This is a genomic window from Duganella aceris, from assembly GCF_011090165.1.
GTDB lineage: Bacteria > Pseudomonadota > Gammaproteobacteria > Burkholderiales > Burkholderiaceae_D > Rugamonas > Rugamonas aceris.
Genome location: NZ_JAADJT010000009.1, coordinates 313,237 through 336,761, shown reverse-complemented (window position 1 = coordinate 336,761; position 23,525 = coordinate 313,237). Strand labels below are relative to the sequence as shown.

At 64.1% G+C, this 23,525-nt stretch carries 24 protein-coding genes; 14 read left to right on the top strand and 10 right to left on the bottom strand.

Translation table 11 applies throughout. From position 1 onward, the window contains the following. Positions 1 to 215 precede the first annotated feature (215 nt). Positions 216 to 1,136, top strand: coding sequence for a PDDEXK nuclease domain-containing protein (locus GW587_RS20955; RefSeq protein ID WP_166106540.1), 921 nt, complete (start codon positions 216 to 218; stop codon positions 1,134 to 1,136). Here GW587_RS20955 and GW587_RS20950 read toward each other — a convergent pair. After that, positions 1,112 to 2,599: an FAD-dependent oxidoreductase gene (locus tag GW587_RS20950; RefSeq protein ID WP_166106539.1), complete on the bottom strand. Its 1,488-nt coding sequence runs from the start codon at positions 2,597 to 2,599 to the stop codon at positions 1,112 to 1,114. The genes GW587_RS20955 and GW587_RS20950 overlap by 25 nt on opposite strands. Before the next feature lie 81 nt (positions 2,600 to 2,680). Between GW587_RS20950 and GW587_RS20945 the strand changes: the two genes are divergently transcribed. From GW587_RS20945 to GW587_RS20930, 4 genes are all read left to right on the top strand, one after another. Next, positions 2,681 to 3,151 (top strand): MarR family winged helix-turn-helix transcriptional regulator, encoded by a 471-nt coding sequence (locus tag GW587_RS20945; RefSeq protein ID WP_229259569.1) that lies wholly within the window; start codon positions 2,681 to 2,683, stop codon positions 3,149 to 3,151. Between the two features lie 56 nt (positions 3,152 to 3,207). After that, entirely contained in the window at positions 3,208 to 3,558 is a 351-nt protein-coding gene (locus tag GW587_RS20940; RefSeq protein WP_166106538.1) for a hypothetical protein, read from the top strand. 529 nt (positions 3,559 to 4,087) lie between these two features. After that, entirely contained in the window at positions 4,088 to 5,089 is a 1,002-nt protein-coding gene (locus GW587_RS20935; protein WP_166106537.1) for a transcriptional regulator, read from the top strand. Between the two features lie 97 nt (positions 5,090 to 5,186). Then, the gene (locus GW587_RS20930) at positions 5,187 to 5,702 is read left to right on the top strand and encodes a YggT family protein (protein ID WP_166106558.1); all 516 of its coding nucleotides are present in this window, start codon (positions 5,187 to 5,189) and stop codon (positions 5,700 to 5,702) included. 153 nt (positions 5,703 to 5,855) lie between these two features. Here GW587_RS20930 and GW587_RS20925 read toward each other — a convergent pair whose 3' ends face one another. The 8 genes from GW587_RS20925 to GW587_RS20890 all read right to left on the bottom strand — a co-directional run bounded on the left by GW587_RS20925 (position 5,856) and on the right by GW587_RS20890 (position 13,071). Next, the gene (locus GW587_RS20925) at positions 5,856 to 6,794 is read right to left on the bottom strand and encodes a carbohydrate kinase family protein (RefSeq protein ID WP_166106536.1); all 939 of its coding nucleotides are present in this window, start codon (positions 6,792 to 6,794) and stop codon (positions 5,856 to 5,858) included. A 9-nt stretch (positions 6,795 to 6,803) separates the two neighbouring features. After that, positions 6,804 to 8,381, bottom strand: a complete 1,578-nt coding sequence (locus tag GW587_RS20920; RefSeq protein ID WP_166106535.1) for a DUF3426 domain-containing protein — start codon at positions 8,379 to 8,381, stop codon at positions 6,804 to 6,806. 8 nt (positions 8,382 to 8,389) lie between these two features. Beyond that, entirely contained in the window at positions 8,390 to 9,322 is a 933-nt protein-coding gene (prmA, locus tag GW587_RS20915) for a 50S ribosomal protein L11 methyltransferase (protein ID WP_166106534.1), read from the bottom strand. Next, complete coding sequence (accC, locus tag GW587_RS20910) at positions 9,322 to 10,701, bottom strand: acetyl-CoA carboxylase biotin carboxylase subunit (RefSeq protein WP_166106533.1); 1,380 nt, start codon at positions 10,699 to 10,701, stop codon at positions 9,322 to 9,324. Before accC ends, prmA begins: the two co-directional genes overlap by 1 nt. Positions 10,702 to 10,812: 111 nt before the next feature. Beyond that, positions 10,813 to 11,277, bottom strand: coding sequence for an acetyl-CoA carboxylase biotin carboxyl carrier protein (accB, locus tag GW587_RS20905; RefSeq protein ID WP_166106532.1), 465 nt, complete (start codon positions 11,275 to 11,277; stop codon positions 10,813 to 10,815). An 86-nt stretch (positions 11,278 to 11,363) separates the two neighbouring features. Further along, entirely contained in the window at positions 11,364 to 11,801 is a 438-nt protein-coding gene (gene aroQ, locus GW587_RS20900) for a type II 3-dehydroquinate dehydratase (RefSeq protein ID WP_166106531.1), read from the bottom strand. A gap of 83 nt (positions 11,802 to 11,884) precedes the next feature. Beyond that, positions 11,885 to 12,430 (bottom strand): TlpA family protein disulfide reductase, encoded by a 546-nt coding sequence (locus GW587_RS20895; RefSeq protein WP_166106530.1) that lies wholly within the window; start codon positions 12,428 to 12,430, stop codon positions 11,885 to 11,887. Further along, positions 12,427 to 13,071: a hypothetical protein gene (locus tag GW587_RS20890; protein WP_166106529.1), complete on the bottom strand. Its 645-nt coding sequence runs from the start codon at positions 13,069 to 13,071 to the stop codon at positions 12,427 to 12,429. The genes GW587_RS20895 and GW587_RS20890 overlap by 4 nt, the downstream gene beginning before the upstream one ends. A gap of 78 nt (positions 13,072 to 13,149) precedes the next feature. Between GW587_RS20890 and mpl the strand changes: the two genes are divergently transcribed. The 9 genes from mpl to corA all read left to right on the top strand — a co-directional run bounded on the left by mpl (position 13,150) and on the right by corA (position 21,692). Next, positions 13,150 to 14,514: a UDP-N-acetylmuramate:L-alanyl-gamma-D-glutamyl-meso-diaminopimelate ligase gene (mpl, locus tag GW587_RS20885; RefSeq protein ID WP_166106528.1), complete on the top strand. Its 1,365-nt coding sequence runs from the start codon at positions 13,150 to 13,152 to the stop codon at positions 14,512 to 14,514. Next, positions 14,514 to 15,092 carry a YqiA/YcfP family alpha/beta fold hydrolase gene (locus tag GW587_RS20880; protein ID WP_166106527.1) on the top strand — a complete coding sequence of 193 codons (579 nt, stop codon included), beginning with the start codon at positions 14,514 to 14,516 and terminating at the stop codon, positions 15,090 to 15,092. Before mpl ends, GW587_RS20880 begins: the two co-directional genes overlap by 1 nt. Further along, entirely contained in the window at positions 15,089 to 15,679 is a 591-nt protein-coding gene (locus GW587_RS20875) for a chorismate--pyruvate lyase family protein (protein ID WP_166106526.1), read from the top strand. Before GW587_RS20880 ends, GW587_RS20875 begins: the two co-directional genes overlap by 4 nt. Further along, on the top strand, positions 15,676 to 17,682 hold the full coding sequence (locus GW587_RS20870; RefSeq protein WP_166106525.1) for a ribonuclease catalytic domain-containing protein: 2,007 nt from the start codon (positions 15,676 to 15,678) through the stop codon (positions 17,680 to 17,682). The genes GW587_RS20875 and GW587_RS20870 overlap by 4 nt, the downstream gene beginning before the upstream one ends. A gap of 165 nt (positions 17,683 to 17,847) precedes the next feature. Beyond that, positions 17,848 to 18,735, top strand: a complete 888-nt coding sequence (locus tag GW587_RS20865) for a TonB family protein (protein WP_166106524.1) — start codon at positions 17,848 to 17,850, stop codon at positions 18,733 to 18,735. Positions 18,736 to 18,738: 3 nt separating this feature from the next. Then, positions 18,739 to 19,557 carry a shikimate dehydrogenase gene (gene aroE / locus GW587_RS20860; protein WP_166106523.1) on the top strand — a complete coding sequence of 273 codons (819 nt, stop codon included), beginning with the start codon at positions 18,739 to 18,741 and terminating at the stop codon, positions 19,555 to 19,557. Continuing rightward, entirely contained in the window at positions 19,554 to 20,258 is a 705-nt protein-coding gene (gene mtgA / locus GW587_RS20855) for a monofunctional biosynthetic peptidoglycan transglycosylase (RefSeq protein ID WP_166106522.1), read from the top strand. The genes aroE and mtgA overlap by 4 nt, the downstream gene beginning before the upstream one ends. Positions 20,259 to 20,268: 10 nt before the next feature. After that, positions 20,269 to 20,646, top strand: a complete 378-nt coding sequence (locus tag GW587_RS20850; protein ID WP_166106521.1) for a DUF4124 domain-containing protein — start codon at positions 20,269 to 20,271, stop codon at positions 20,644 to 20,646. A gap of 80 nt (positions 20,647 to 20,726) precedes the next feature. Beyond that, positions 20,727 to 21,692 (top strand): magnesium/cobalt transporter CorA, encoded by a 966-nt coding sequence (gene corA, locus GW587_RS20845; RefSeq protein ID WP_166106520.1) that lies wholly within the window; start codon positions 20,727 to 20,729, stop codon positions 21,690 to 21,692. On the opposite strand, the gene GW587_RS20840 is transcribed toward corA, so the two are convergent. Next, positions 21,693 to 23,330, bottom strand: coding sequence for a methyl-accepting chemotaxis protein (locus tag GW587_RS20840; RefSeq protein ID WP_166106519.1), 1,638 nt, complete (start codon positions 23,328 to 23,330; stop codon positions 21,693 to 21,695). Between the last annotated feature and the right edge of the window lie 195 nt (positions 23,331 to 23,525).

Genomic DNA, 23,525 nt, shown 5'->3' with positions numbered 1-23,525 from the left:
TCCAGGCCGTTAGCGAGGAAATGGAGAGCGTCGTCGATCATCGCGACGCAGGTTAACAGCGATTGCCGATGTTTACAACCAATAAAATAAAAATGCCGTTCAGTCTTAACTGAACGGCATTACCGCATCGCGGGGCTTTTTTTTATGGCGGATCAATGCCCCGCGCCGGCAGCCGGGTAAGAGTGATCTCTGGTTCGCACACTGGGGAGAACTTCATGAACAAATCCGACCTGATGCCGATAGATGGCGTGGAACCCTTGCACGCGGAGTTGCGCGCACTCATCGCCTCCAGCCGGCAGCGCTTGTCCGCCACCGTCAACGCCGAGCTGAGCCAGCTATATTGGACGGTTGGCCGTCGCTTATCCACCGAAGTGCTGGGAGGCGAGCGCGCCGAGTATGGCGCACAACTAATGAACCGTCTGGGCCAAAGGCTTGGGCAGGAATTTGGCCGGGGGTTTGATGGTCCTAACCTGCGCCGCATGGTGCAATTCGTACAAACTTTTTCCAATTCAGAAATTGTCGTGACACTGTTACGCAAATTGAGTTGGAGCCACTTCCTATTGTTGATTACTATAAAAGCAGACGCGGCGCGTCAGTATTATGCGCAGCAAAGTATTGCAGAGAGCTGGGGCGTGCGGGAGTTACGCCGGCAAATTGATCGTAAAAGCTTCGAGCGGAGCGAACTTGCCGGCACGTTCACCCCACCCGTACCTCCCACGGAGGAGGCCACACCTTCCTCTATCTTTAAAGATCCATATTTCCTCGACTTCCTCGGCTTGAATCAGGGTTACGACGAGGCTGATTTGGAGGCTGCGATTCTGCTTCAATTGAAGGCTTTTATCCTTGAGCTTGGCAAAGGCTTCGCCTTCGTCGAGCGGAAAAAACGGATGGTCATCGACGGCGAGGACTTCCACCTCGACCTGCTGTTCTTCCATCGCCGCTTGCGCCGCCTGGTGGCGGTGGAACTTAAACTCGGCCGCTTCAAGGCCTCGCACAAAGGGCAGATGGAGCTGTACCTTAAATGGCTGGACAGGCACCGCGCTGGCCGATGCGCGCGAGCGTCTGGCCAGGCGCGGATTGCTGGCGGCGGATTGACTGTCGTGAAGCGCGCTCACCGCACCCAAGTATCCAGGTAAGTTGCCAAAGCCTCGCTTTGCTCATCCGCCACCAGCGCGGCGAGGTAGCCGTCGGGACGGATCAGGGCGAGATCGCCGCACCGGAAGCCGTAGGCGTCGCGCAGGTGGCCGGCCTGGTCGCGCACTTCGGCATCGGCGCCGATGTCGATGATGCGCAGGCCGCGCCGATTCGCCGTCGCCGCCGGCCCGCCCGCTTCGTAGCGCAGCAGCGTCCAGCCGCCGCTATATATGAGCGAGAACAAACGCAGCGCCTGTCCGCCCGCCCCAATGCATGGCGCATCGGGCGCGCGGTCGCCGGGGCGAAGGCGAGCGCCTTCGCCCCGCTCATCGAGCGACAGCGGCGACGAGCGATAACCCAGGTCGAGCTGCTGCGTCTCGCGTCCGCGCCGCAGGTCGCCATCCTTGCGCGCGGCGTCGAGCAGCTTGGCGGAGAGTCCCAGCATGTCGGCGGCGATGCCGCGCCGCTCGGCCTCATAGCTGTCGAGCAGCGCATCCGGCGCGCCGGCCAGCACCGCCGCCAGCTTCCATCCCAAGTTCCACGCGTCCTGCACGCTGGTGTTCAATCCCTGGCCACCGGTCGGCGGATGGATGTGGGCCGCGTCGCCGGCGATGAAGACGCGGCCGACCCGGTAGCGTTCCGCCAGCCGGGAACTCATCGCATATACCGACCGCCAATGCACACCCCGCGCGGCGATGTCGTCACGTCCGGTGCGTTCGGCGATGATGGCGGCGAGTCCGGTATCGGACGCGTCGAAATCACCCTCCAAAGGAATAGGCATCTGCAACTGGAACAGCTGGGTACCCATCAACGGACAGAGACTGATCTGTCGCGGACCATCCCCCCAGCGATGCCACGCCTCGCGCGACAGTCCGGTGAGCGACAGGTCGGCCACCACCGCGCGCATCGCCAGCGCTTCGCCGGCAAAGCCGATCGCCAGCGTCTTGCGCACCAGGCTGCGGCCACCGTCGGCGCCGACCAGGTAGCGCGCCCTGATCGTGACGACGCCGTCGGCCGCCGCCACGCGCGCGTCGACGCCATCCGCGTCCTGGTCGAAACCGTCCAGCGCGTGCGCATAGCGCGGCGCGTGTCCCAGTTCCGCCAGCCGCGCGCGCAGGATCGCCTCGGTCATCTGCTGCGGCAGCATCAGCGGCTGGCCGTATGGTTCGGCCGGCGAGGGCGGCGTCGCTTCGACCACCGGCTGCTCATCGTAAGCACCGTCGGCGCGGTATTTTCGCTGTGGTGGATAGTGGCCGCCGGCGGCGGCCATGCGGTCGGCCACGCCCAGCGCTTCGAAGATCTCCAGCGTGCGCGGTTGGATCCCCTTGCCGCGCGAACCGTCGAATGGCTGCTCCGCCTTATCGATCAGCACGAAGTCGACATGGCGCCGAGCGAGGTCGATGGCGAGCGTCAATCCGGCGGCGCCGGCGCCGCAGATGAGGATGTCGGTGTCGATGGTGTGCATGCTTCACTCCTGTATATGTGTATTATGCACATAATATTCCGACGCCAAAATCGTGTCAATAACTATGTGTATAATGCACATATGAATAAAGATATCCGCGATATGCATGACGCGCTGCTCGACATCATCGGCTTCATGAGCCGTCCCGAGCCCGACGTCGCACTGATGGCCGACATGTCGATGCCGCTCGAACGCGCGCTGCTTCCTTTGCTGGTGCGCATTGATCGTCGCGGTCCGATCGGCGTGGTGGAGCTGGCCGAAGTGGTCGGCCGCGATTACACGACAGTGAGTCGGCAGGTGGCGCGGCTGGACGAACTGGGGCTGGTGGTGCGGCGCGCCGGCGCGCGCGACAAGCGTGTGCGCGAAGCCGAAGTGACCGAGCTGGGACGCGAGATGGCCGACGCCATCGACCGTATGCGCGAGGAACTGGTCGGCGAATTGATGGCCGATTGGAGCGCCGCCGAGCGCCGCGATCTGGCGCGACTGTTGAAGCGCTTCGCCGCCGGCATGAACCACTGGCTGGTCCAGCGCAAGCACGGCGACGCCGAATAATCCTTCACGTCGCGCCGCATGCTGGCCATGCTTAACGCCGATTTACAATCACCAACATGAGCGTGACTGCGCATGCGAAACGCAGACGTGCCGCGGCGCGGCGCAGTATTGTGCTTGCCAATCGTCGCACTCTGTCTCATAATCGCGACGAATTTAAAAACAGTGAGCAGCGACAGCGCGCCAGCGATGCGGCGGCGCTCTCGGATTCGGAAGCGGGTCGCGCGGTGCGCGCGGCGGCGATGGCGACATCGAAGAAACCCAGGCGTCATAAGGCGCGCTTTGATGCGCGGATTTTCCGCGCGACGCGCGCGGCGTCCTTCCGAACACGATTGAGCGCGCACATCGCGAACGCGGCGTCGCAAGCAAGCAGGTGGAAGCGGCGCGCGTATGTGAGTTGGCGAGCTTAAGCCGAAAAAAAAGCGCGCGATATCTATCGTGCCGGTTGCGCTCCGACAAGGTTTTCGTGTACTTTACGAGAATGAAAATGCGTGAATGTAAATGCTGCGTTTTTTAAAGCGCGCAGGCCGCACAAATGATCGCGATACGGGATTCGATTCACACAGATATGCACAAGACCACACCGTTTTTGTTCAACCGTCTTGCCTGATTAGGTTCGGGCTGGGCGGTTTTTTCTTTGAAAACGAAAACCGTGAATGGCTGCGACGTAGGTCCCAGGAGCTGAGTACACGCCCGAGACCACCCGCAACGTCGCAACAAGATTAGTACCTGCACGCCGCGCCGGCCTCGGACGGCGGGCAGGTCGATGGCTGAAGCGCTGCACTCGTGAGGGGTTGCAGCAGTTCAGCCGGCGCCGAATTCATTAGCGCAAACGTCGTTGGTTTGTGCCGATGAATAATTCGCCTGGCCCAATTCCGGGCTGGACGGGTTTAAATCTTGTAATGAATTTTTCCCATCCCCGATGAAGGAGAACTAAAAATGGCAACAGCCGCAAAGAAACCAGCAGCAAAGAAACCGGCCGCTAAAGCCGCCGCCCCAGCGAAAAAGCCTGTCGCAGCGAAAGCCGCCGCCAAGCCAGCAGCAAAAGCTGCCGCCAAACCAGCAGTGAAAAAAGCAGCCGCCAAACCGGCCGCTAAACCAGCCGCGAAAAAAGTAGCCGCTAAACCAGCAGCGAAAAAAGTCGTCGCCAAAGCAGCAGCTAAACCAGCAGCGAAAAAAGTAGCCGCCAAGCCAGCAGCGAAAAAAGTCGTCGCCAAAGCAGCAGCGAAACCAGCAGCGAAAAAAGCAGTAGCCAAGCCAGCAGCGAAAAAAGTAGCCGCTAAACCAGCAGCGAAAAAAGTCGTCGCCAAAGCCGCCGCCAAACCAGCCGCTAAAAAAGCAGCCGCCAAGCCAGTCGCTAAAAAAGCAGCCGCCAAGCCAGTCGCCAAAAAAGCGGCAGCCAAACCAGCCGCCAAGCCAGCAGCTAAAAAAGTAGCCGCCAAACCGGCAGCGAAAAAAGTCGCCGCGAAGCCAGCAGCGAAGAAGCCGGTTGCCAAAGCAGCCGCTAAACCAGCAGCCAAAAAAGCTGTCGCCAAAAAACCAGTGGTAAAAGCAGCAGCCAAACCGGCTGCAAAGGCAGCGGCTAAGCCAGCAGCAAAAAAGCCGGTTAAAGCAGCGGCTAAGCCGGCTGCTAAACCAGTCGCCGCCAAGCCAGCAGCTAAACCAGCCGCCAAGCCAGCCGCCAAGAAGGTCGCCGCCAAACCGGCAGCCGCTCCAGCGCCGGCTCCGGCCGCCGCACCGGCACCGGCAGCAGCAGCGCCAGCCGCCGCAGCTCCAGTAGCAGCTAAACCAGCCGCGAAAAAAGCAGCGCCGAAAAAGCCTGCCGCACCGAAGAAGGAAGCTGTCGCCAAGCCAGCCGCTCCAGCCGCTGCGCCAGCAGCAAAAACCGTGTTGGCGCCGGCAGCAGCATGGCCGTTCCCAACCAGCACGCGTCCTTCCTAAGCGTCCGCGCTTAGGTGCCTGCTGAGGCAACCGGCCGCTGTGTGAGACAATCACACAGCGGCTTTTTTATTGGAGGGGATTCGTGCTTAGTATTGTCATGTTGATTGTCGACGCCATCGCCACCCTGTTGGGCGGGGCCTTGTTGCTGCGCTTCTGGATGCAGGCGATCCGCGTCCGTCCGCCATCGTCGGTGGCGCAATTCACTTTCCAATTATCGGATTGGCTGGTGCGGCCGTTGCGCCGCATCGTACCCGGTGTGGGCGGCTACGACTGGGCCAGCCTGATCGGGGCCTTCCTGATCGTGCTGCTGGCGACCTCGGTGCTGTTGTTGGCCGGCTGGCCGCCGCAGGCGATGCTGCTGATGGCGTGCCAGCGCTTCCTGCAGTGGATCCTGTACGGTTTCATGGCGCTGCTGGTGGTCGAGGCGATCTTCAGCTGGATCAATCCGCATGCGCCGCTGGCGCCGTTCGTGCGCGCGCTCAACGAGCCGCTGCTGCGTCCGCTGCGTCGCGTTGTGCCGCTGGTGGGGAATCTGGATCTGTCGCTGCTGGTGGCGCTGATCCTGCTGCAGATCGCCAACATCCTGCTGGGCATGGCGTTCGGCGGCCGCTGAAATCCGCCGCCGCAAATGAAAAGCCCCGTCGGCACTGAGCGCGATCTTGAGCGCGTTCAGGCTGGCGGGGCTTTCTTACATCCGGTGTCAGTGCCGACATTCGGACATGAGCTCGTGTCCGAATGTCGGCACTGACACCGAGAAGGGGGGCTGTTAGTAGCGGTAGCCGAAGGCGGCTTCGAACTTGTCCGCGATCTCGGCGGCGGTCGGCGTGTGGTTCTGTGCGCCCTTGCTGGCGATCTTGATCGCGCCCAGCAGGCTGGCCAGGCGGCCGGTGGTTTCCCATTTCCAGCCGTTGGTGATGCCGAACAGCAGGCCGGCGCGGTAGGCGTCGCCGCAACCGGTCGGGTCGATCGCTTCGGCCACCGGCACCGCCGGGATTTCGATGCGCTCGCCCTTGGTGTAGATCTCCGAACCCTGCTCGCCGCGCGTGATGATCAGCGCTTCCAGGCGGCCGGCGATGTCCGGGATCGTGAGGCCGGTGCGGTCCATCAGCAGTTCGATCTCGTAGTCGTTGGTGGTGACGTAGGTGGCCTGGTCGATGAAGGCGATCAGCTCCGCGCCGTTGAACATCGGCAGTTGCTGGCCCGGGTCGAAGATGAACGGGATCTGCAGCTTGGCCAGGTCGGCGGCGTGCTTCTGCATGCCGAGGTGGCCGTCCGGCGAGATGATGGCGATCGCCGCCGGTCCGGCCTTGGCGACGTCGTTCTCGTGCGCGTACGACATCGCGCCCGGGTGGAAGGCGTTGATCTGGTTGTTGTCTTCGTCGGCGGTGACGAAGCACTGGGCGTTGTAGGCCTCGGGCTTGATCAGGATGTTGTCGGTGGCGAGACCCAGCTTGCGGAAGCGCTCCATGTACGCGGCGTTGTCCTGGCCCATGACGCCGACGATGCGCGGCGCGCCGCCCAGCAGTTGCAGGTTGTAGGCGATGTTGGGCGCGCAGCCGCCGAATTCCGTGCGCATTGTCGGCGCCAGGAACGAGACGTTCACCTTGTGCAGCTGGTCGGCCAGCAGGATGCTGTCGAAGCGGCCCGGGAATTGCAGGATGGTGTCGATGGCGATCGAGCCGCAAATCAGAGAGGTCTGGGTCATGATAGATCTTTATGGATAGAAGACTGCAATGTGATAGCCGGATGCTTTCAGCTGCTTCAGTTCGAAGTACAGTTTAACGGATTGCTCGGTGTGCGGAGCGAAGCCGCGGTCGGGCGCGGCGTCGGGGCCGAGGTAGTCGCGCGGGGTGAAGACGCGGCGCAGGATGTGCTTGTCGGCGGCGTCGTCCAGCATCAGTTCGATGTGCGGCCAGGCTTGCGCGCTGGCGCCTTGGTTGCGCAACAGCGTGGTGAAGGAGAAGGTGGTGTCGCTCAGGGTTTGCAGTTCGCCTTGTTCGATGGTGAGGTCGTCGATCTGGGCCGGCAGTTCGATCTTGCAACCCAGCGTGGTGCAGGCGGCCAGCAACGCGGGCTTCAGCGCCGGGATGGCGGCGGCGATCTGGTTGCGGTAGGTGGTCAGGCCTTGCGCGATCAGCGCGGCGGTCAGCAGCACCGAGCCGAGGCTCATGGCGATGGTGGCGGCCTTGCCGAACTTCTGGCGGCGGCGGTCGCGCTTGATGAAGCCGGGTTCGCTGTCTTCGGCTTCGTCTTCGTCTTCAACGTCGGGCGCGGGTTCGTCGGCCGCCACCGCGGCTTGCAGGTAGGCGTGGGCGCTGGCGGTCTTGGCTTCGGCCAGGCCGGCGCTGGAGAGTTGGATCAGCGCTTCTTCGTCGACCTCGTCCAGTTCGTCGTCGCGCAGGCGGTGTGGCGGTGGCGCGGCGGCGGCGATGTCGTCGGCGGCGCTAGGTACGCCCCAGGTCGGTTCGCGGCGGTGGTCGGGGGCCGGCTCCGGCTCCGGCTCGGCGGCCACGTCCTGTTGCTGGTCGGAGGCGATTGATTGCTCGATCGCCTTCAGCTCGGCTGCCAGAGCGGCTTCCAGTTCCTCGTGCGTCAGCGGCCGGTCGCGCAGGGTCTCTTCGAAGACTTGCTCGCCGTCGGACGGCTCTGCTTCGATGGCCGGCCCGGGTTCGGCAGGTGGCTCGGACTCGTGCGCCGATGCCGGTTCGGCGGCCGGTTCGATGTCCAGATCGAGATCCAGGTCGAGATCGAGGTCGAGCGGTGCTTGGGCCGCCGGCTCGGGGTCGTGCGCCTGTTCGTCGGGCGGCGGCGAAACCGAAGCCGATTCCTGCTCGTTTATGGGGGCTGGCTCGGGCTCCGGCGTCGGCGCGGTCTGCTGCGCGGCAGCCGGTTCGGGCTGCTGATCGCGCTCCGGTTCCGGCTGCGCCTCCGGCTCGTGCTGCGGCGCGTCCGGCGCCAGTTCGAGGTCGAGCTCGATGTCGATGGCGGTGGGCGGCGTGGTGTCGGCCGGCTCCAGCGCGGTATCGAGTTCCAGCGTGTGGATCGGTTCGTTGCCCAGCACTTCGGCGGCGCGGGTGTCCAGCGCGGCCATCGTCTGGTCGAAGGGGAGAGGTGTCGCCGGCGGCGGGATGACCACCGGCTGGGGTTTGGCGATCGGCTCCAGCAAAGCCGCGTTGCCGTCGAAGACTTCATTGCAGGAGCCACAGCGCACTATGCCCCCACGTAATTTCAACTGGTCATGAGCGACCCGAAATGTCGTGTTGCAGTGGGGGCATTTGGTGGCGAGCGCCATTGCCGTGGTTAGCGTGCCGCCGGTGCCGTGTCGCTACCGAGGCGGCCGTGCAGCGCCACCCAACCTTCTTGCTCCGCCCACACGCCCAGCTGGATGAACGGCGCATACGCGGCCGCCACTTCCTCCGCCTGGCGCGCCAGCACGCCGGACAGGATCAGCGCGCCGCCGTCGGCGACGCGGCCGGACAGCATCGGCGCCATCAGCTTCAGCGGGCTGGACAGGATGTTGGCCACCACGATGTCGAACTTCTGCGTCGCATGCTTCGACTCGGCGAAGCTGTCCGGCAGGAAGAACTCGATCTCGCACTGGTTGCGCTGGGCGTTGTCCGCCGCCGATTCGATCGCCTGCGGATCGATGTCGACGCCGACCACTTCCCCGGCGCCGACCTTCTTGGCCACCATCGCCAGGATGCCGGAACCGCAGCCGTAGTCGAGCACGGTCTTGTCCGGCGCCGGATGCGCCTCCAGCCACTCCATGCACAGACGGGTGGTCGGATGGCTGCCGGTGCCGAAGGCCAGACCGGGGTCCAGCTCCAGGATCAGCGCGTCGGGATTCGGCGCCTCGTGCCAGCTCGGCACGACCCAGATGTTCTTGCCGATATGAATAGGCGCGAACTGCGACTGGGTCAGACGCACCCAGTCCTGTTCCTCCACCTTGCGGGTGGTGAACTTCGGCAGCGTCGCCAGGCCGATCTGGCCGGCGGCGGCGGCGACGATCACCGCCTGGTCGTCATCTTCGTTGGTCAGGGCGACCACGCGGCTGTGGTCCCACGCCGCCTCGGTCGGTTCCATGCCCGGCTCGCCGAACAGCGGTTTTTCCGCGTCGGTGCCTTCGTCCGCGTCTTCCACGGACACCGACAGCGCGCCCACGTCCATCAGCGCTTCCGACAGTGCTTCCGCGTGGTCGCGGGCGATTTCGATGACGATTTCAGTCCAGCTCATTATTGTGCAGCCTTCAAGCTCAGTTTGTGCAGATCCGGCATGTCGGCCAGTTTCTGTTCCAGGTAATGGATGTTGGTGCCGCCTTCGATGAAACGGGCGTCGACCATCAGCTCGCGGTGCAGCGGGATGTTGGTCGAGATGCCTTCGACCACCATTTCCGACAGCGCGATCTGCATGCGGCGGATCGCCTGCTCGCGGGTGGCGCCGTAGGAGATCACCTTGCCGATCATCGAATCGTAGTGCGGCGGTACATAATAACCCGCGTAGGCATGCGAGTCGACGCGCACGCCCGGACCGCCCGGCACGTGCCAGGAAGTGATGCGGCCCGGCGACGGCGTGAACTTGAACGCGTCCTCGGCGTTGATGCGGCACTCGATGGCGTGACCGGACAGCATCACGTCGCGCTGGCGGAAACGCAGCTTCTCGCCGGCGGCGATGCGGATCTGCTCCTGCACGATGTCGATGCCGGTGATCATTTCGGTGACCGGGTGTTCGACCTGGACGCGGGTGTTCATCTCGATGAAGTAGAACTCGCCGTTCTCATACAGGAACTCGAAGGTGCCGGCGCCGCGATAGCCGATCTTGCGGCAGGCTTCGGCGCAACGGTCGCCGATCTTCTCGATCAGCTTGCGCGGGATGCCCGGCGCCGGCGCTTCCTCGATCACCTTCTGGTGGCGGCGCTGCATCGAGCAGTCGCGTTCGCCCAGCCAGACGGCGTTCTTGTGTTCGTCGGCCAGGATCTGGATTTCCACGTGACGCGGATTTTCCAGGTACTTCTCCATGTAGACTTCCGGATTGCCGAAGGCGCTGCCGGCTTCGGTCTTGGTCATCGCGACCGCGTTGATCAGCGCCGCTTCGGTATGCACCACGCGCATGCCGCGACCGCCGCCGCCACCGGCCGCCTTGATGATGACCGGATAGCCGACCTTGCGCGCGATTTGCACGATGGCTTTCGGATCGTCGGGCAAGGCGCCGTCGGAACCGGGCACGCACGGCACGCCGGCCTTGATCATGGTCTGCTTGGCCGAGACTTTATCGCCCATCAAACGGATCGATTCCGAACGCGGGCCGATGAAGACGAAGCCGGATTTCTCGACGCGCTCGGCGAAGTCGGCGTTCTCCGACAGGAAGCCGTAACCGGGATGGATCGCTTCGGCGTCGGTGACTTCGGCCGCGCTGATGATGGCTGGCATGTTCAGATAGCTGAGCGATGACGGCGCCGGGCCGATGCACACCGATTCATCCGCCAACTTCACGTATTTGGCGTCTTTGTCCGCTTCCGAGTGGACCACAACCGTCTTGATGCCCATTTCGCGGCAAGCGCGCTGGATACGAAGGGCGATTTCGCCACGGTTGGCAATAAGGATTTTTTCAAACATGATAGGTTCGCGTATGTCTGTGAGTGCCGGCGGACCGGCGACGTCAGGTAGAGGAGGGAATGCGGACCAAGCCGGAGCGCCCGTCACCGACGGGGAGGGCGCGAGCCGGTCTTAGCCTATCACAAACAGCGGTTGGCCAAATTCGACCGGCTGGCCGTTCTCGACCAGGATCTGGGTGATCGTGCCGGACTTGTCGGCATCGATTTCATTCAGCAGCTTCATCGCTTCGATGATGCACAGGGTGTCGCCTTCCTTGACGGTGGCGCCCACTTCGACATACGCGGCGGAACCCGGCGCCGACGAACGGTAGAAGGTGCCGACCATCGGCGATTTCACGATGTGGCCGGTCGGCTCGGCGGCGACGGCCACCGGTGCGGCGGCGGGCGCGGCTGCGGCTGGGGCCGGAGCCGAGTGGTATTGCTGCATGCCTTGCGGCTGCATCATCACCATCTGGTTTTGTGGCAGGGCGGACGACTTGACGATGCGGACTTTGCTTTCGCCCTCGGTCACTTCGAGTTCGGCGATGTCCGATTCGGCGACCAAATCAATCAAGGTCTTCAGCTTGCGTAGATCCATGTAACCCCCAGGAATATCTTGTTATGTGGTGAGCGGTGGCGCCTTGTGGGCGGAACCGAGCTTAAAATAAGCGCAGATCGCGTAGATTAACGCCTTTTAAGGACGAAGTCGATGGCAAACCGATATCCTTCGATACCCAGTCCACAGATCGTGCCTAGTGCGATCGCGCTCAGGAATGAGTGGTGACGAAACGACTCGCGCTGATAAATATTCGAAATATGCACTTCCACGAACGGTATCGCCACCCCCGCCAGGGCGTCGCGCAAGGCCACGCTGGTGTGGGTCAGGCCGCCCGGGTTGATGACAATGGCGTCCACGCCTTCGCTTCTGGCGGCGTGGATGCGGTCGATCAGTGCGCCCTCGTGGTTACTCTGAAAGCAGGACAAGCTCGCGCCGGCGGCCTGGGCTTGTGCCTGGGCCGCCTGTTCGATGTCGGCCAAAGTGCTAGCGCCGTAGACCTCGGGCTCGCGGCTACCCAGCAAATTCAGGTTGGGGCCGTTGAGCAGTAAGAGGTTTTTTGCCATGGTTCAAGACCGTTTTCCGCGAAAGTTCCGCATTTTGCCGCCAACTGCCGGCATTGGCAAGAGAAAAAAACTTATGAATCTGCTTACAGAGTTGCCAGGTCCTTGCGCAGCTCTTCAAACTTCAAGCGGCCCAGATAGGTCTTCTTGACCTGGCCGTCGGCGCCGATCAACACCGTGTACGGCAAGCCGCCGCCGCTGTTGCCGAACTGGCGCGACAGGTCGGTGCCGCTCATGCCGGCCACCAGCACCGGGTAGGTGATTTTGTATTTGTTGCTAAATTCGGCGATATTAGTCGGCGAATCGATACCGATACCGATAACTTGCAGCTTCTTGCCCTCTTCTCCGGCGGCCAGCTGCGACAGCTCCGGCATCTCCTGCACGCACGGGCCGCACCACGGCGCCCAGAAATTGACCAGCATCGCCTTGCCCTTGTACTGCGCCAGCGGCGTGGCGGCGCCTTTGGCGTCCGGCATGGTTTGCTTGAACAGCTCGGCCACCGGGCCGGTCACGCCGGCCGGGACGGTGGTGGTCAGGGGCGCGGCGTTTTGTTTGGTGTAGCCGACATAGGCGCCGGAGGCGGCGAATAACAAAGCGACAACGATGTAGGCGGTCAGGTGTTTTTGGTTCATGGTGTGGGTGGTTCGCTTGGGGTCTCGTGAGTACTGTTAACTAATAGGGCGCGCACGGCGGCCAGGTCGGCGCGCAGCAACCTGCCGTCGCCGCGGGTCTTGACCGCGCCGCGCAAATCGTCGAGCTCATACAGCGCGGCGTGCACGCCTTCCTTGTGCCACATGAAGCTGACCGTTTCGACGGCGCCGTAACGCGGTCCCTTGAAGTGCGGCGTCTCGGAGATGTCGATCTGCAAATTCCGGTTCAGCAGGAAGATCTCGACTTCCTTGGCGCTGTCGGCGAACAGTTGCAAATGGATGTCGTCGTGCGGCCCGGCCGTGCCGTTCAACACCGCGCCGGTCAGGTAGGGATGGAAGGCGCTCAGACCCTCCATGATATCCACCGCCAGCGTGCGCAGCCGGAACAGCCGCGCCGGCTGGGTGTCGGCATGGAACAGCGACTGGTAGATCCGCACCTCGGCCTCGATCTGCGCATTGTCCGGCAGCAGATTCAGCGGCGGCTGGGTGTCGCCCAGTATCTGTTTGGCGGCCTTGCGCTTGGCCGAATTGTAATCGTGGCCATCCTGCGCGATCAGGCGAGCGGCGGCGGCGGCGATCTCCGCGCGCAGCAACAGGACTTCTTCGATAACATTCGGCGTCATGGACGAGATAATACTCCGAACCGGGAAAACGGCGGCGGGTCGGGTAAAATCGCGTATTCATCCGTCCTGTTATTCACCATGCACATTCATATCCTCGGTATTTGCGGCACCTTCATGGGCGGCCTGGCCGTCCTGGCGAAAGAGGCGGGCCACCGCGTCACCGGCTGCGACGCCAACGTTTATCCACCGATGAGCACCCAGCTGGAAGCCCAGGGCATCGAACTGATCCAGGGCTTCGGCCCGGAACAGATCGCGCTGAATCCCGACCTGTACGTGATCGGCAACGTGGTCTCGCGCGGCAATCCGCTGGTCGAGGAGATCCTGAATCGCGGCCTGCCGTACGTCTCCGGCCCGCAGTGGATCGGCGACCACATATTAAGAGACAAATGGGTGCTGGCCGTGGCCGGCACGCACGGCAAGACCACCACCTCGGCCATGCTGACCTGGATCCTGGAAGACGCCGGCTACGCGCCCGGCTTCCTGATCGGCGGCGTGCCGAGGAACTTCGGCGTCTCGGCGCGGCTGGAGGGCGACAAGGAATCGATCTTCTTCGTCATCGAGGCGGACGAGTACGACACCGCCTTCTTCGACAAGCGCAGCAAGTTCGTGCACTACCACGCCAAGACCGCGATCCTGAACAACCTGGAATACGACCACGCCGACATCTTCCCCGACCTGGGCGCGATCGAGACCCAGTTCCACCACCTGGTGCGCACGGTGCCCGGCATCGGCCGCGTCGTCTTCAACGGCGACGAAGCGTCGCTGCAGCGGGTGCTCAAGCGCGGCTGCTGGAGCGAGAAGGAAAGCTTCGGCCGCGACGACGGCGCCGACTGGGCGCTGAACGAATACGACGACGGCAGCTTCGACGTGATCTTCGGCGGCGAAGTGGCCGGCCGCGTCGAATGGTCGCTGACCGGCAAGCACAACCGCGCCAACGCGCTGGCCGCGATCGCCGCCGCCCGCCACGTCGGCGTGCCGGTGGCGCAGGCGGCCAAGTCGCTGGCCACGTTCGAGAACGTCAAGCGCCGCATGGAAGTGCGCGGCGTGGTGAACAATATTACCGTGTATGACGATTTCGCCCACCATCCGACCGCGATCGCCACCACCGTCGGCGGCCTGCGGCAGAAGGTCGGCAACAGTGGCCGCATCCTGGCGGTGCTCGAGCCGCGCTCCAACACCATGAAGCTGGGCGCGATGAAGGATGCGCTGCCGGGCAGCCTGGTCGACGCCGACCTGGTGTTCGGCTTCGGCAGCCAGCAGGCGCTGGGCTGGAGCATCGGCGACGCGCTGGCGCCGCTGGGCCAGGCCGCCAGCGCCTATGACGATATCGGCGTCCTGGTGTCCGCCGTCGCCAAGGCCGCGCGGCCGGGCGACCACATCATCGTGATGAGCAACGGCGGCTTCGGCGGCGTGCACGACAAGATCCTGGAAGCGCTGGCCTGATGATTCTCTACCTGCACGGCTTCCGCTCCTCGCCGAAATCGATGAAGGCGCGCCTGGTGGGCGAGCGCATGGCGGCGCTGGGGCTGGCCGACCAGCTGCAATGTCCGCAATTGCCGGCCTCGCCGAAGGCGGCGATGGAACTGGCGCTGTCTTTAATAGAGGGCGTGCCGGCCGCTGAGCTCAGTATCGTCGGTTCCTCGCTGGGCGGCTATTACGCCACCTGGCTGGCCGAGCGCACCGGCTGCCGCGCGGTCCTGCTCAATCCGGCCATCGTGCCGCTGAAGAATCTGGAACAGCACATCGGCGTGACCACGCAATACCATTCCGACGAGCCGTTCGAATTCAAGCGCGAATACGGCGACGAGCTGCGCGCGCTGGCGGTCGACCGGATCACCCGGCCGGAACGCTATTTCCTGATCGCCGCCACCGGCGACGAAGTGCTGGACTATCGCGACATGGTGGCGCACTATGCGGGCGCGCGCCAGCACGTGATCGCCGGCAGCGACCACGCGATCTCCGAATTCCCCGACTATCTGGATGCGGTGCTGGCATTCTGCGGCGTCGAGGCCGGCCGTTGAGCGCGCCGTCGCTGCGGCAAACGCAATGGCGGCCCCATGTGCTGGCGCTGAACGCGCCGGCGGCCTTCCGGCCCTGGCTGACGGCGGCCGGTTCGCTGACCGCCCGGCTGAAGGCGCACAGCGCTCAGTTCCGCGTGCAGTGCCTGCACCAGCGCACCGCGCGCTGCCTGTCGGACGAGGCGGCGGCGATCGGCATGCATCGGCCGGGCCGCGTCTGGGAGCGGGAAGTTCTCCTGAGGTGTGATAATACGCCGGTGGTGTTCGCGCACACGGTGGTGCCGATGTCGGCCACGGCCGAGGATTGGCCGCTGTTCAGCGCGCTGGGCGAACGTTCGCTGGGCACCACGCTGTTCGGCGATCCGCTGGTGCGGCGCGGTGTGCTGGAATTTGCAAGGTTGCGCGAAGGTCATCCGTTGGCGCAGCGCGCGCGCAAGGCGCTGGGGCTGGAAGGTCTGGACGGCGCCGATGAACTCTTATTATATGCACGACGCTGTTTATATCGGCGTCGCCGAGGTACCCTGCTGGTGACGGAAGTGTTTTTGCCCTCCGTCCTGGAATTAATATCAACGAACAAAAGCAAGCAATGAATCTATTTTTCGAAGAATCCGGCGACTTCAAGGTCGGCACCATGATGTCGCAAGCCGGCGAGGCCTACCAGGTTGAGATGGCCAGCGGCAAGCGCACCAAGGTCAAGATCAAGGACGTGCTGCTGCAATACGAGAAGCCGTCGCCGGCCGAGCTGATGGAGCAGGCCAAAGCCGTCGTCGCCGACATCGATCTCGAATTCCTGTGGGAAGTCGCGGGCGAAGAGGAATTCGGCTTCGCCGAGCTGGGCGCCGAATACTTCGGCCACACGCCGCTGCCGGCCGAAGCGGCCGGGCTGATTCTGTGCCTGCATTCGTCGCCGATCTACTTCTACAAAAAAGGCCGTGGCCGCTACAAGGCCGCGCCGGAGCAATCGCTGCGCGCCGCCCAGGCCGGCATCGAGAAAAAGAAACAGCAAGCGCTGGTGCAAGCCGAGTACGTGGAAGAGCTGAAGGCCAACAAGCTGCCGGCCTCGATGCAGAACATCGTCATGCAGCTGCTGTTCAAGCCGGACAAGAACTCGATCGAGTACAAGGCGCTGGAAGCGGCCTGCAACGAGCTGCACACCAACCCGCAGCGGCTGATACTGGCGGCAGGCGGCGTCGCCTCGCCGAAGGCGCTGCATATGGCCAAATTCCTGTTCGAGAATTTCCCGCGCGGCGCCGGCTTCCCGGACGTGCCGGTGCCGGCGACGCCGACCAAGCTGCCGCTGGCCGACGTGCAGGCGTTCTCGATCGACGACGTCACCACCACCGAGATCGACGACGCCTTCTCCGTCACCAAACTGGCCGACGGCAACGTCAGGATCGGCATCCACATCGCCGCGCCGGGCCTGGGCATCAAGCCGGACGACGCGGTCGACAAGATGGCGCGCGCGCGCATGTCGACCGTGTATATGCCGGGCGATAAGATCACCATGCTGCCGGACTCGATCGTCGAAGCGTTCACGCTGGCCGAGGGCAAGACCTGCCCGGCGCTGTCGTTGTACGCGACCTTGAACCCGGCCGACTGGTCGGTGCTGTCCACCGAGACCCGCGCCGAGATGGTGCCGATCGCCAGCAACCTGCGCCACAACGACCTGGACGATCTGGTCAACGAAGAGACGCTGGCCAGCGGCGAGGGCGAGTACAAGCACAAGGAAGAGCTGGGCCTGATCTGGAAATGGGCGCAGGTGCTGGAAGCGGCGCGCATGGTCAAGCGCGAAGGTTTCGGCCTGAAGCCGGAACAGAACAACCGCGTCGACTTCAACTTCTATGTCGAAGACGACGTGGTCACGGTCAGCCGCCGCAAGCGCGGCGCGCCGCTGGACAAGATCGTCGCCGAGCTGATGATCTTCGCCAACAGCACCTGGGGCAAGCTGATGCACGACCACGGCGTGCCGGGTATTTACCGCAGCCAGGGCCAGGGCGTCGGCGGCTGGGCCGCCAAGATGCAGGTGCGCATGGTCACGCACGCGGCGCCGCACCAGGGCCTGGGCGTGGACCAGTACGCGTGGAGCACCTCGCCGCTGCGCCGTTACACCGACCTGGTCAACCAGTGGCAGATCCTGGCCTGCGCCGAGCACGGCGTGACCGCGCCGCTGGTGGCGCATTTCAAGCAGAAGGATGCCGGCTTGTTCGCCATCGTGTCGCAGTTCGACGCGGCGTATGCGGCGTACGGCGATCATCAATCGAATATGGAGCGTTACTGGTGTCTGCGTTGGCTGGGCCAGCAGGAGCAGCGCCAGGTCGAGGCGGTGGTGTTGAAGGACGAGGTGTTGCGCCTGGTGGACATCCCGCTGATCATCCGCCTGCCGGGCATGCCGTCGGTGGCGCGCGGCGCGCAGGTCAAGCTGGACATCCTGCGCTGGGACGAGGTCGACCTGACCATCGAAGCGCGCATCCTGGAGATCCCGACCACCGAAGCGGTGGCTGCCGACGCGGAGCTCGATTACGAGGACGAGGAAGCCGTCGACGCGCCGGAAGTGGCGGTCGAAGCCGCTGCGGAGGCGCCCGCGGCGGAGTAGCGACCCCCAAGCCAAACCGGGGTCAGACCCCAGGGTCTGGTGAGGGGCTTTGCCCCGCAGCTCCTGTCGGAGCTGCCCCCATCCGGCGAAGCCGCCGGGTTTGGCAGACGCGGCGTCCGCTTTGACGTAAAATCAGCCCAATCTTTTCTCAGCCCGGCCCGTCGCGTGAAGTCTTACAAAGAAAATCGGTTCCTGTACCTCGCTATCGGCGCCTCGCTGCTGGCCCACGGCGCACTGCTTGCGGTGCGTTTCGTCGTCCCGCAACCGACGCCGGTGCAGGCCACCGATCCCGGGCTGGAAGTCATCCTGGTCAACGCCAAGCACGCCAAAGCGCCGCTGAAAGCCGACGCGCTGGCCCAGGCCAACCTGGACGGCGGCGGCACCGTCGACAAGGGCCGCTCCAAGTCGCCGCTGCCCGACATGCGCAAGGTGGAGGACGGCGACAGCATCAAGGCCGCCAAGCGCCGCATCGCCGAGCTCGAGGAACAGCAAAAGAACCTGCTGACGCAAGCCGCGAAGAAAACCCCGTTCACCGCCGCGCCGGTGACGGAAAACACCAAGCCCGATCCGCTGCCGAGCGGCGCCGACCTGCTGGACGCCAGCAAGGCCATCGCCCGCCGCGCCGCCGAGATCAGCGAAACCATCGAAGACCAGAACAAGCGGCCGAAGAAGACCTTCATCACGCCGAGCACGCGCGGGGTCGGCTACGCGATGTACTACAAGGCGATCCAGAAGCGCATCGAGGACATCGGCACGCTGAACTTCCCGCAGTCGAACGGCCGCAAGCTGTACGGCCAGCTAGTGCTGTCGATCCCGGTGTTCCAGGACGGGACCATCTACGACAAGGAAGGCGGCATCAAGGTCGACCGCAGCTCCGGCAACGCCGCGCTGGACGAGGCGGCGATGAACATCGTGCGCCGCGCCGCGCCGTTCGGCAAGTTCCCGCCGAATATGCTGTCGAGCGACAAGGACGACCTGTGGGTGATCGTCACCACCTTCAAATTCACCCGCGAAGACAAATTACAAGCCGACTTGAGCGGCGGAGGACGATAACAGATGGACCGCTACTGCGTATTCGGCAACCCGATCGCCCACAGCAAATCGCCCGAGATCCACGCCGCCTTCGCGGCGCAGACCGGGCAGGAGCTGCACTATGAACGCCGGCTGGCGCCGATCGACGGCTTCGCCGACGCGGTGCGCGGCTTCATCGCCGAAGGCGGCAAGGGCGCCAACGTGACGGTGCCGTTCAAGCTGGAGGCGGTCAAGGTGGCGCAGGCGCTGACCATCCGCGCCCGCGCGGCCGGCGCGGTCAACACGCTGCACTTCACCGAGGACGGCATCGTCGGCGACAACACCGACGGCGCCGGTCTGGTGGCGGACATCGTCGCCAACGCCGGCGTGCCGATCACCGGCAAGCGGGTGCTGCTGCTGGGCGCCGGCGGCGCGGCGCGCGGCGTGGTGCTGCCGCTGCTGGAACATCGCCCGGCGCAGCTGGTGATCGCCAACCGCACCGTGGCCACCGCCGAGGCGCTGGTCGAACAGTTCGCCGCGCTGGGCGGGGAGGGCGTGGTCTCGGCGTGCGGCTTCGCGCAGATCGAGGGCGCGTTCGACATCGTCATCAACGCCACCGCCGCCAGCCTGAGCGCGGAAGTGCCGCCGGTGTCGCCGTCGGTATTCGCACCGGGCGCTTTGGCTTTCGACATGATGTACGCGGCATCCCCCACCGTATTTTTACAGTTCGCGGCGCGGCACGGCGCACAGTTGCGCGACGGCCTGGGCATGCTGGTGGAGCAGGCGGCCGAGGCGTTCAGCCTGTGGCGCGGCGTGCATCCGGCCACGGCCGAGGTCTTGCAACGGCTGCGTGCGCAGCTATGAAAGCGTCGGCCGGCAAATGGCGCTGGGTGAAGTGGCTCTTCATCGTCCCTATCCTGCTGTTCCTGGTGGTGCAGCTGTACTTCTTCCTGCAGATCTGGTGGTGGGTCGGCCATAACCCGTCGATGACCAGCTTCATGCGCGAGCAGCAGTCGGCGCTGCGCGAGAAGAATCCCAAGGCGGATATCCAGCAGGTGTGGGTGCCGTACAACCGCATCTCGAACAACCTGAAGCGCGCCATCATCGCCTCCGAGGACGCCAACTTCTCCGAGCACGAGGGCGTCGACTGGGAAGCGCTGCAAAAAGCCTACGAGAAGAACACCAAGAAGAAAAAGGTGGTCTCGGGCGGTTCCACCATCACCCAGCAGCTGGCCAAGAACCTGTTCCTGTCCGGTTCGCGCAGCTATGTGCGCAAGGGGCAGGAGCTGATCATCACCTATATGCTGGAAACCTTGATGGACAAGGAGCGCATCTTCGAGATCTACCTGAACGTGGTTGAATTCGGCAAGGGCACTTTCGGCGCCGAGGCGGCGGCGCGGCACTATTACGGCGTCAGCGCGGCCAACCTGGGCGCGGCGCAGGCCGCCAAGCTGGCGGTGATGCTGCCGAATCCGCGCTTTTTCGATGCGCACCGCGATTCCAACTATCTGGCGCGGCGCACCGGCGTGATCCTGCGCCGCATGGGTTCGGCCGAACTACCCTAGGAGCGTGACTATGCACGGCAAGCAGCGCGGTATCGGTTTGATCCAGGTGGCCATCGTCATGGCCTCGCTGGCGGCGGTGGCGATGGCGTTTTTGATGTCGGCCCGGCATGAGCGCAACTTCTTCGCCGAGGGCCTGGCCAAGCTGACCGGCAAACCTGCGGCGACGCCGGTGGCGGAAATCATCGCTCCGGCGGCGCCGGCCGGCGTGCTGCGCAAGTGCGTCGTCGACGGCAAAACCGTGCTGTCCGACGTCGCCTGCAAGGACGGCAAGGTGGTCAAGGCCATCGACACCCGGGGCATCGAAGCGCCCAAAGTCCCCAAGCCGGACCCTGCCGAGTCGGCGCCGCAGTCCGCAACCGACAAAATGATCGAAAAAGCCACCCGCTAGGATGAAAAACCGCATGGCAGGCTGGCCTCGGCGGGGGCTTTGCGGGTACACTTGCGCTGTTTTCCAAAGGCTGCGTACCCATGATTAATGTATTCGTTCTCCAGAATGGCCGGCTCAACCAGGTGCCTATCGACAGTCGCGCCGACCTGGAACAGGTCGAGCCGGTATGGGTCGACCTGACCGACCCGACGGACGACGAACGCGCGTGGGTCAAGACCATCTACGGCGTCACGCTGCCGGGCGAGGACGAAGTCAAGGACATCGAGGCGTCGGCCCGCTACTACGAAGCGGAAAACGGCGACCTGCACCTGCGCACCGATTTCCTGCTGGAGGAAGAGGACGGCCCGTCGCGCATCGTCACGGTGGCGTTTATCCTGGCGCGCAAGATGCTTTTCTCGGTGCACACCGACGACCTGCCGGTGTTCCGCCTGGTGCGCATGCGCGCCCGCTCGCGTCCCGGCTCGATCGCCGATTACATGGACGTGCTGCTGGACCTGTACGCCACCGACGCCGAATATTCGGCCGATGCGCTGGAAGGCATTTATCAGAACCTGGAAGAAGTCAGCAGCCGGGTGCTGCAGGAAGAATTCACCGATACGGACGCGGCGGCCACGCTGAACGCCATCGCCCACGAGGAAGACTTGAACGGCCGGATCCGCCGCAACATGATGGACACGCGGCGCGCGGTCAGCTTTTTGATGCGCGGCCGGCTGCTGAATTCCGAGCAGTTCGAGGAAGCGCGCCAGATTCTGCGCGATATCGAATCGCTGGACGGCCACACCTCATTCCTGTTCGATAAGATCAACTTCCTGATGGACGCCACGGTAGGTTTCATCAACATCAACCAGAACAAGATCATCAAGATCTTCTCGGTGGCCAGCGTCGCCTTCCTGCCGCCGACGCTGATCGCCTCGATCTACGGCATGAACTTCAAGTGGCTGCCGGAGCTGGAATGGCAGGCCGGCTACCCGTTCGCGCTGGCGCTGATGGTCACCAGCGCGATCGCGCCCTTCCTCTACTTCCGGCATCGCGGCTGGTTGAAGTAATCAGCCGTGCGCCAGGCGCAGGCTGGGCGGGCGGTGTTTGCCGCCACGGCCGTCGGCGATCGTCACCGGTGCCGCCACCACCTCGTGGTGCGCATCCAGCTTGAATAAACCCACCACATCGGCCAGGCCGGCCGCCTGCTGACGCAGTTCCTGCGCCGCCAGCGAGGCTTCCTCGACCAGCGCGGTGTTCTGCTGGGTCATGCTGTCCATCTCGCCGATGGCGCCGCTGACTTCCTCGATGCCGCTGCTTTGCTCGGCGCTGGCGACGCTGATCTCGCCCATGATCTCGGTCACGCGCTGCACGCTGGCTACCACCTCGTGCATCGTGGTGCCGGCCTTCTGCACCAGCTCCGAGCCGTTGTCGACCTGGGTCACCGAATCGGCGATCAGGGTCTTGATCTCCTTGGCCGCCGCCGCGCAGCGCTGCGCCAGGTTGCGCACCTCGCTGGCGACCACGGCGAAGCCGCGTCCCTGTTCGCCGGCGCGCGCCGCCTCGACCGCCGCGTTCAGCGCCAGGATATTGGTCTGGAAGGCGATGCCGTCGATGACCGAAATGATGTCGACGATCTTCTTCGACGAGGTGGTGATCGATTCCATGGTCTCGGTCACCTGGCGCATCACCTGGCCGCCCTGTTCCGACACGTCCGACGCCGAGCGCGCCAGCGTGTTGGCCTGCTGCGCGTTGCTGGCGTTTTGCTTGACGGTGGAGGTCAGCTCCTCGATCGCGCTGGCGACCTTCTCCAGCGACGCCGCCTGGTGCGCGGTGCGCGTCGACAGCTCCTGGTTGCCGTGCGCGATCTCGTTCGAGGCGGTGGCGATGGCGTGGGTGCCGTGACGCACCTGGCCGACGATGGAGGCGAGGCTGTCGCGCATGGTCTTGATCGAGAACAGCAGGCTGGAATTGTCGCCGGACTTGAGGTCGACGTCGAGCGCCAGATCGCCCTGGGCGATGCGGTTGGCGATGTCGCCGGCGTAGGCTGGTTCGCCGCCCAGCTGCTTGAGCAGCACCCGCTTGATCAGCGACGCGATCAACATGCTCAGCGCGAACGCCGCCACCGTCAGCGCCAGCGTCCAGGTGCGCGCCACATCGGCGCGGCTTTCGGACAGCGCGGTCGCCGTGTCGACGTCTTTCTGCGCCTGGCTCAGCACCGCCGCCATGTCGGCGACGATCTGGCGCCGCAGCGGGCTGCAATCGTTGACCAGGAACTGGCCGAAGGCCTCCATCTTGCCGGCCTCGCGGAACTGGCGCGGCTTGTTCAATGCCTCGGCCATCGCCAGCAGGCCGGTACGGACCTTGTCGAACTGGGCGTCGCCGGCGAAGGCCGGGGCCATTTTCTCCAGCGTCGCCAGGTACAGCGCCTTTTGCTCGTCGACGATCGCCAGTTCCTTGGCGGCTTGCGCGTCGTCGGTGAAGATGTAGGCGTTGCGCGCGGCCAGGCCGGTCTGGTCCAGCGCCTCGCGCGCCACGTACAGCGGATCGAGCCGGTCGGAGACGATCTTGTCCTGCTTCTGGAAAGCGGCGCCGATGTTGGAGAAGCCCAGCAGCGACACCGCCGCCAGGATCAGCATGAAGGCGGTGAGCATACCGAAGCCCAACGACAGCTGGGTCCCGATATTGAGTTTTTTGAACGAGTTCATTTGATTTCCTGGAAACGTGACAGTTTCCACAACGGCCAGCAATGGGGCGGGCATGGGGAAACGGCGCCGCAAGCGGCTTCAGACTTGAATTGGGGGATTGACGGTCGCGTTGATTGGGGGCCGTCGGAAGGATTACGTATTATTACTCAGTCTAGAGTAATTACCTAGTGGAAACAACCTAAATTTTTGCCACGT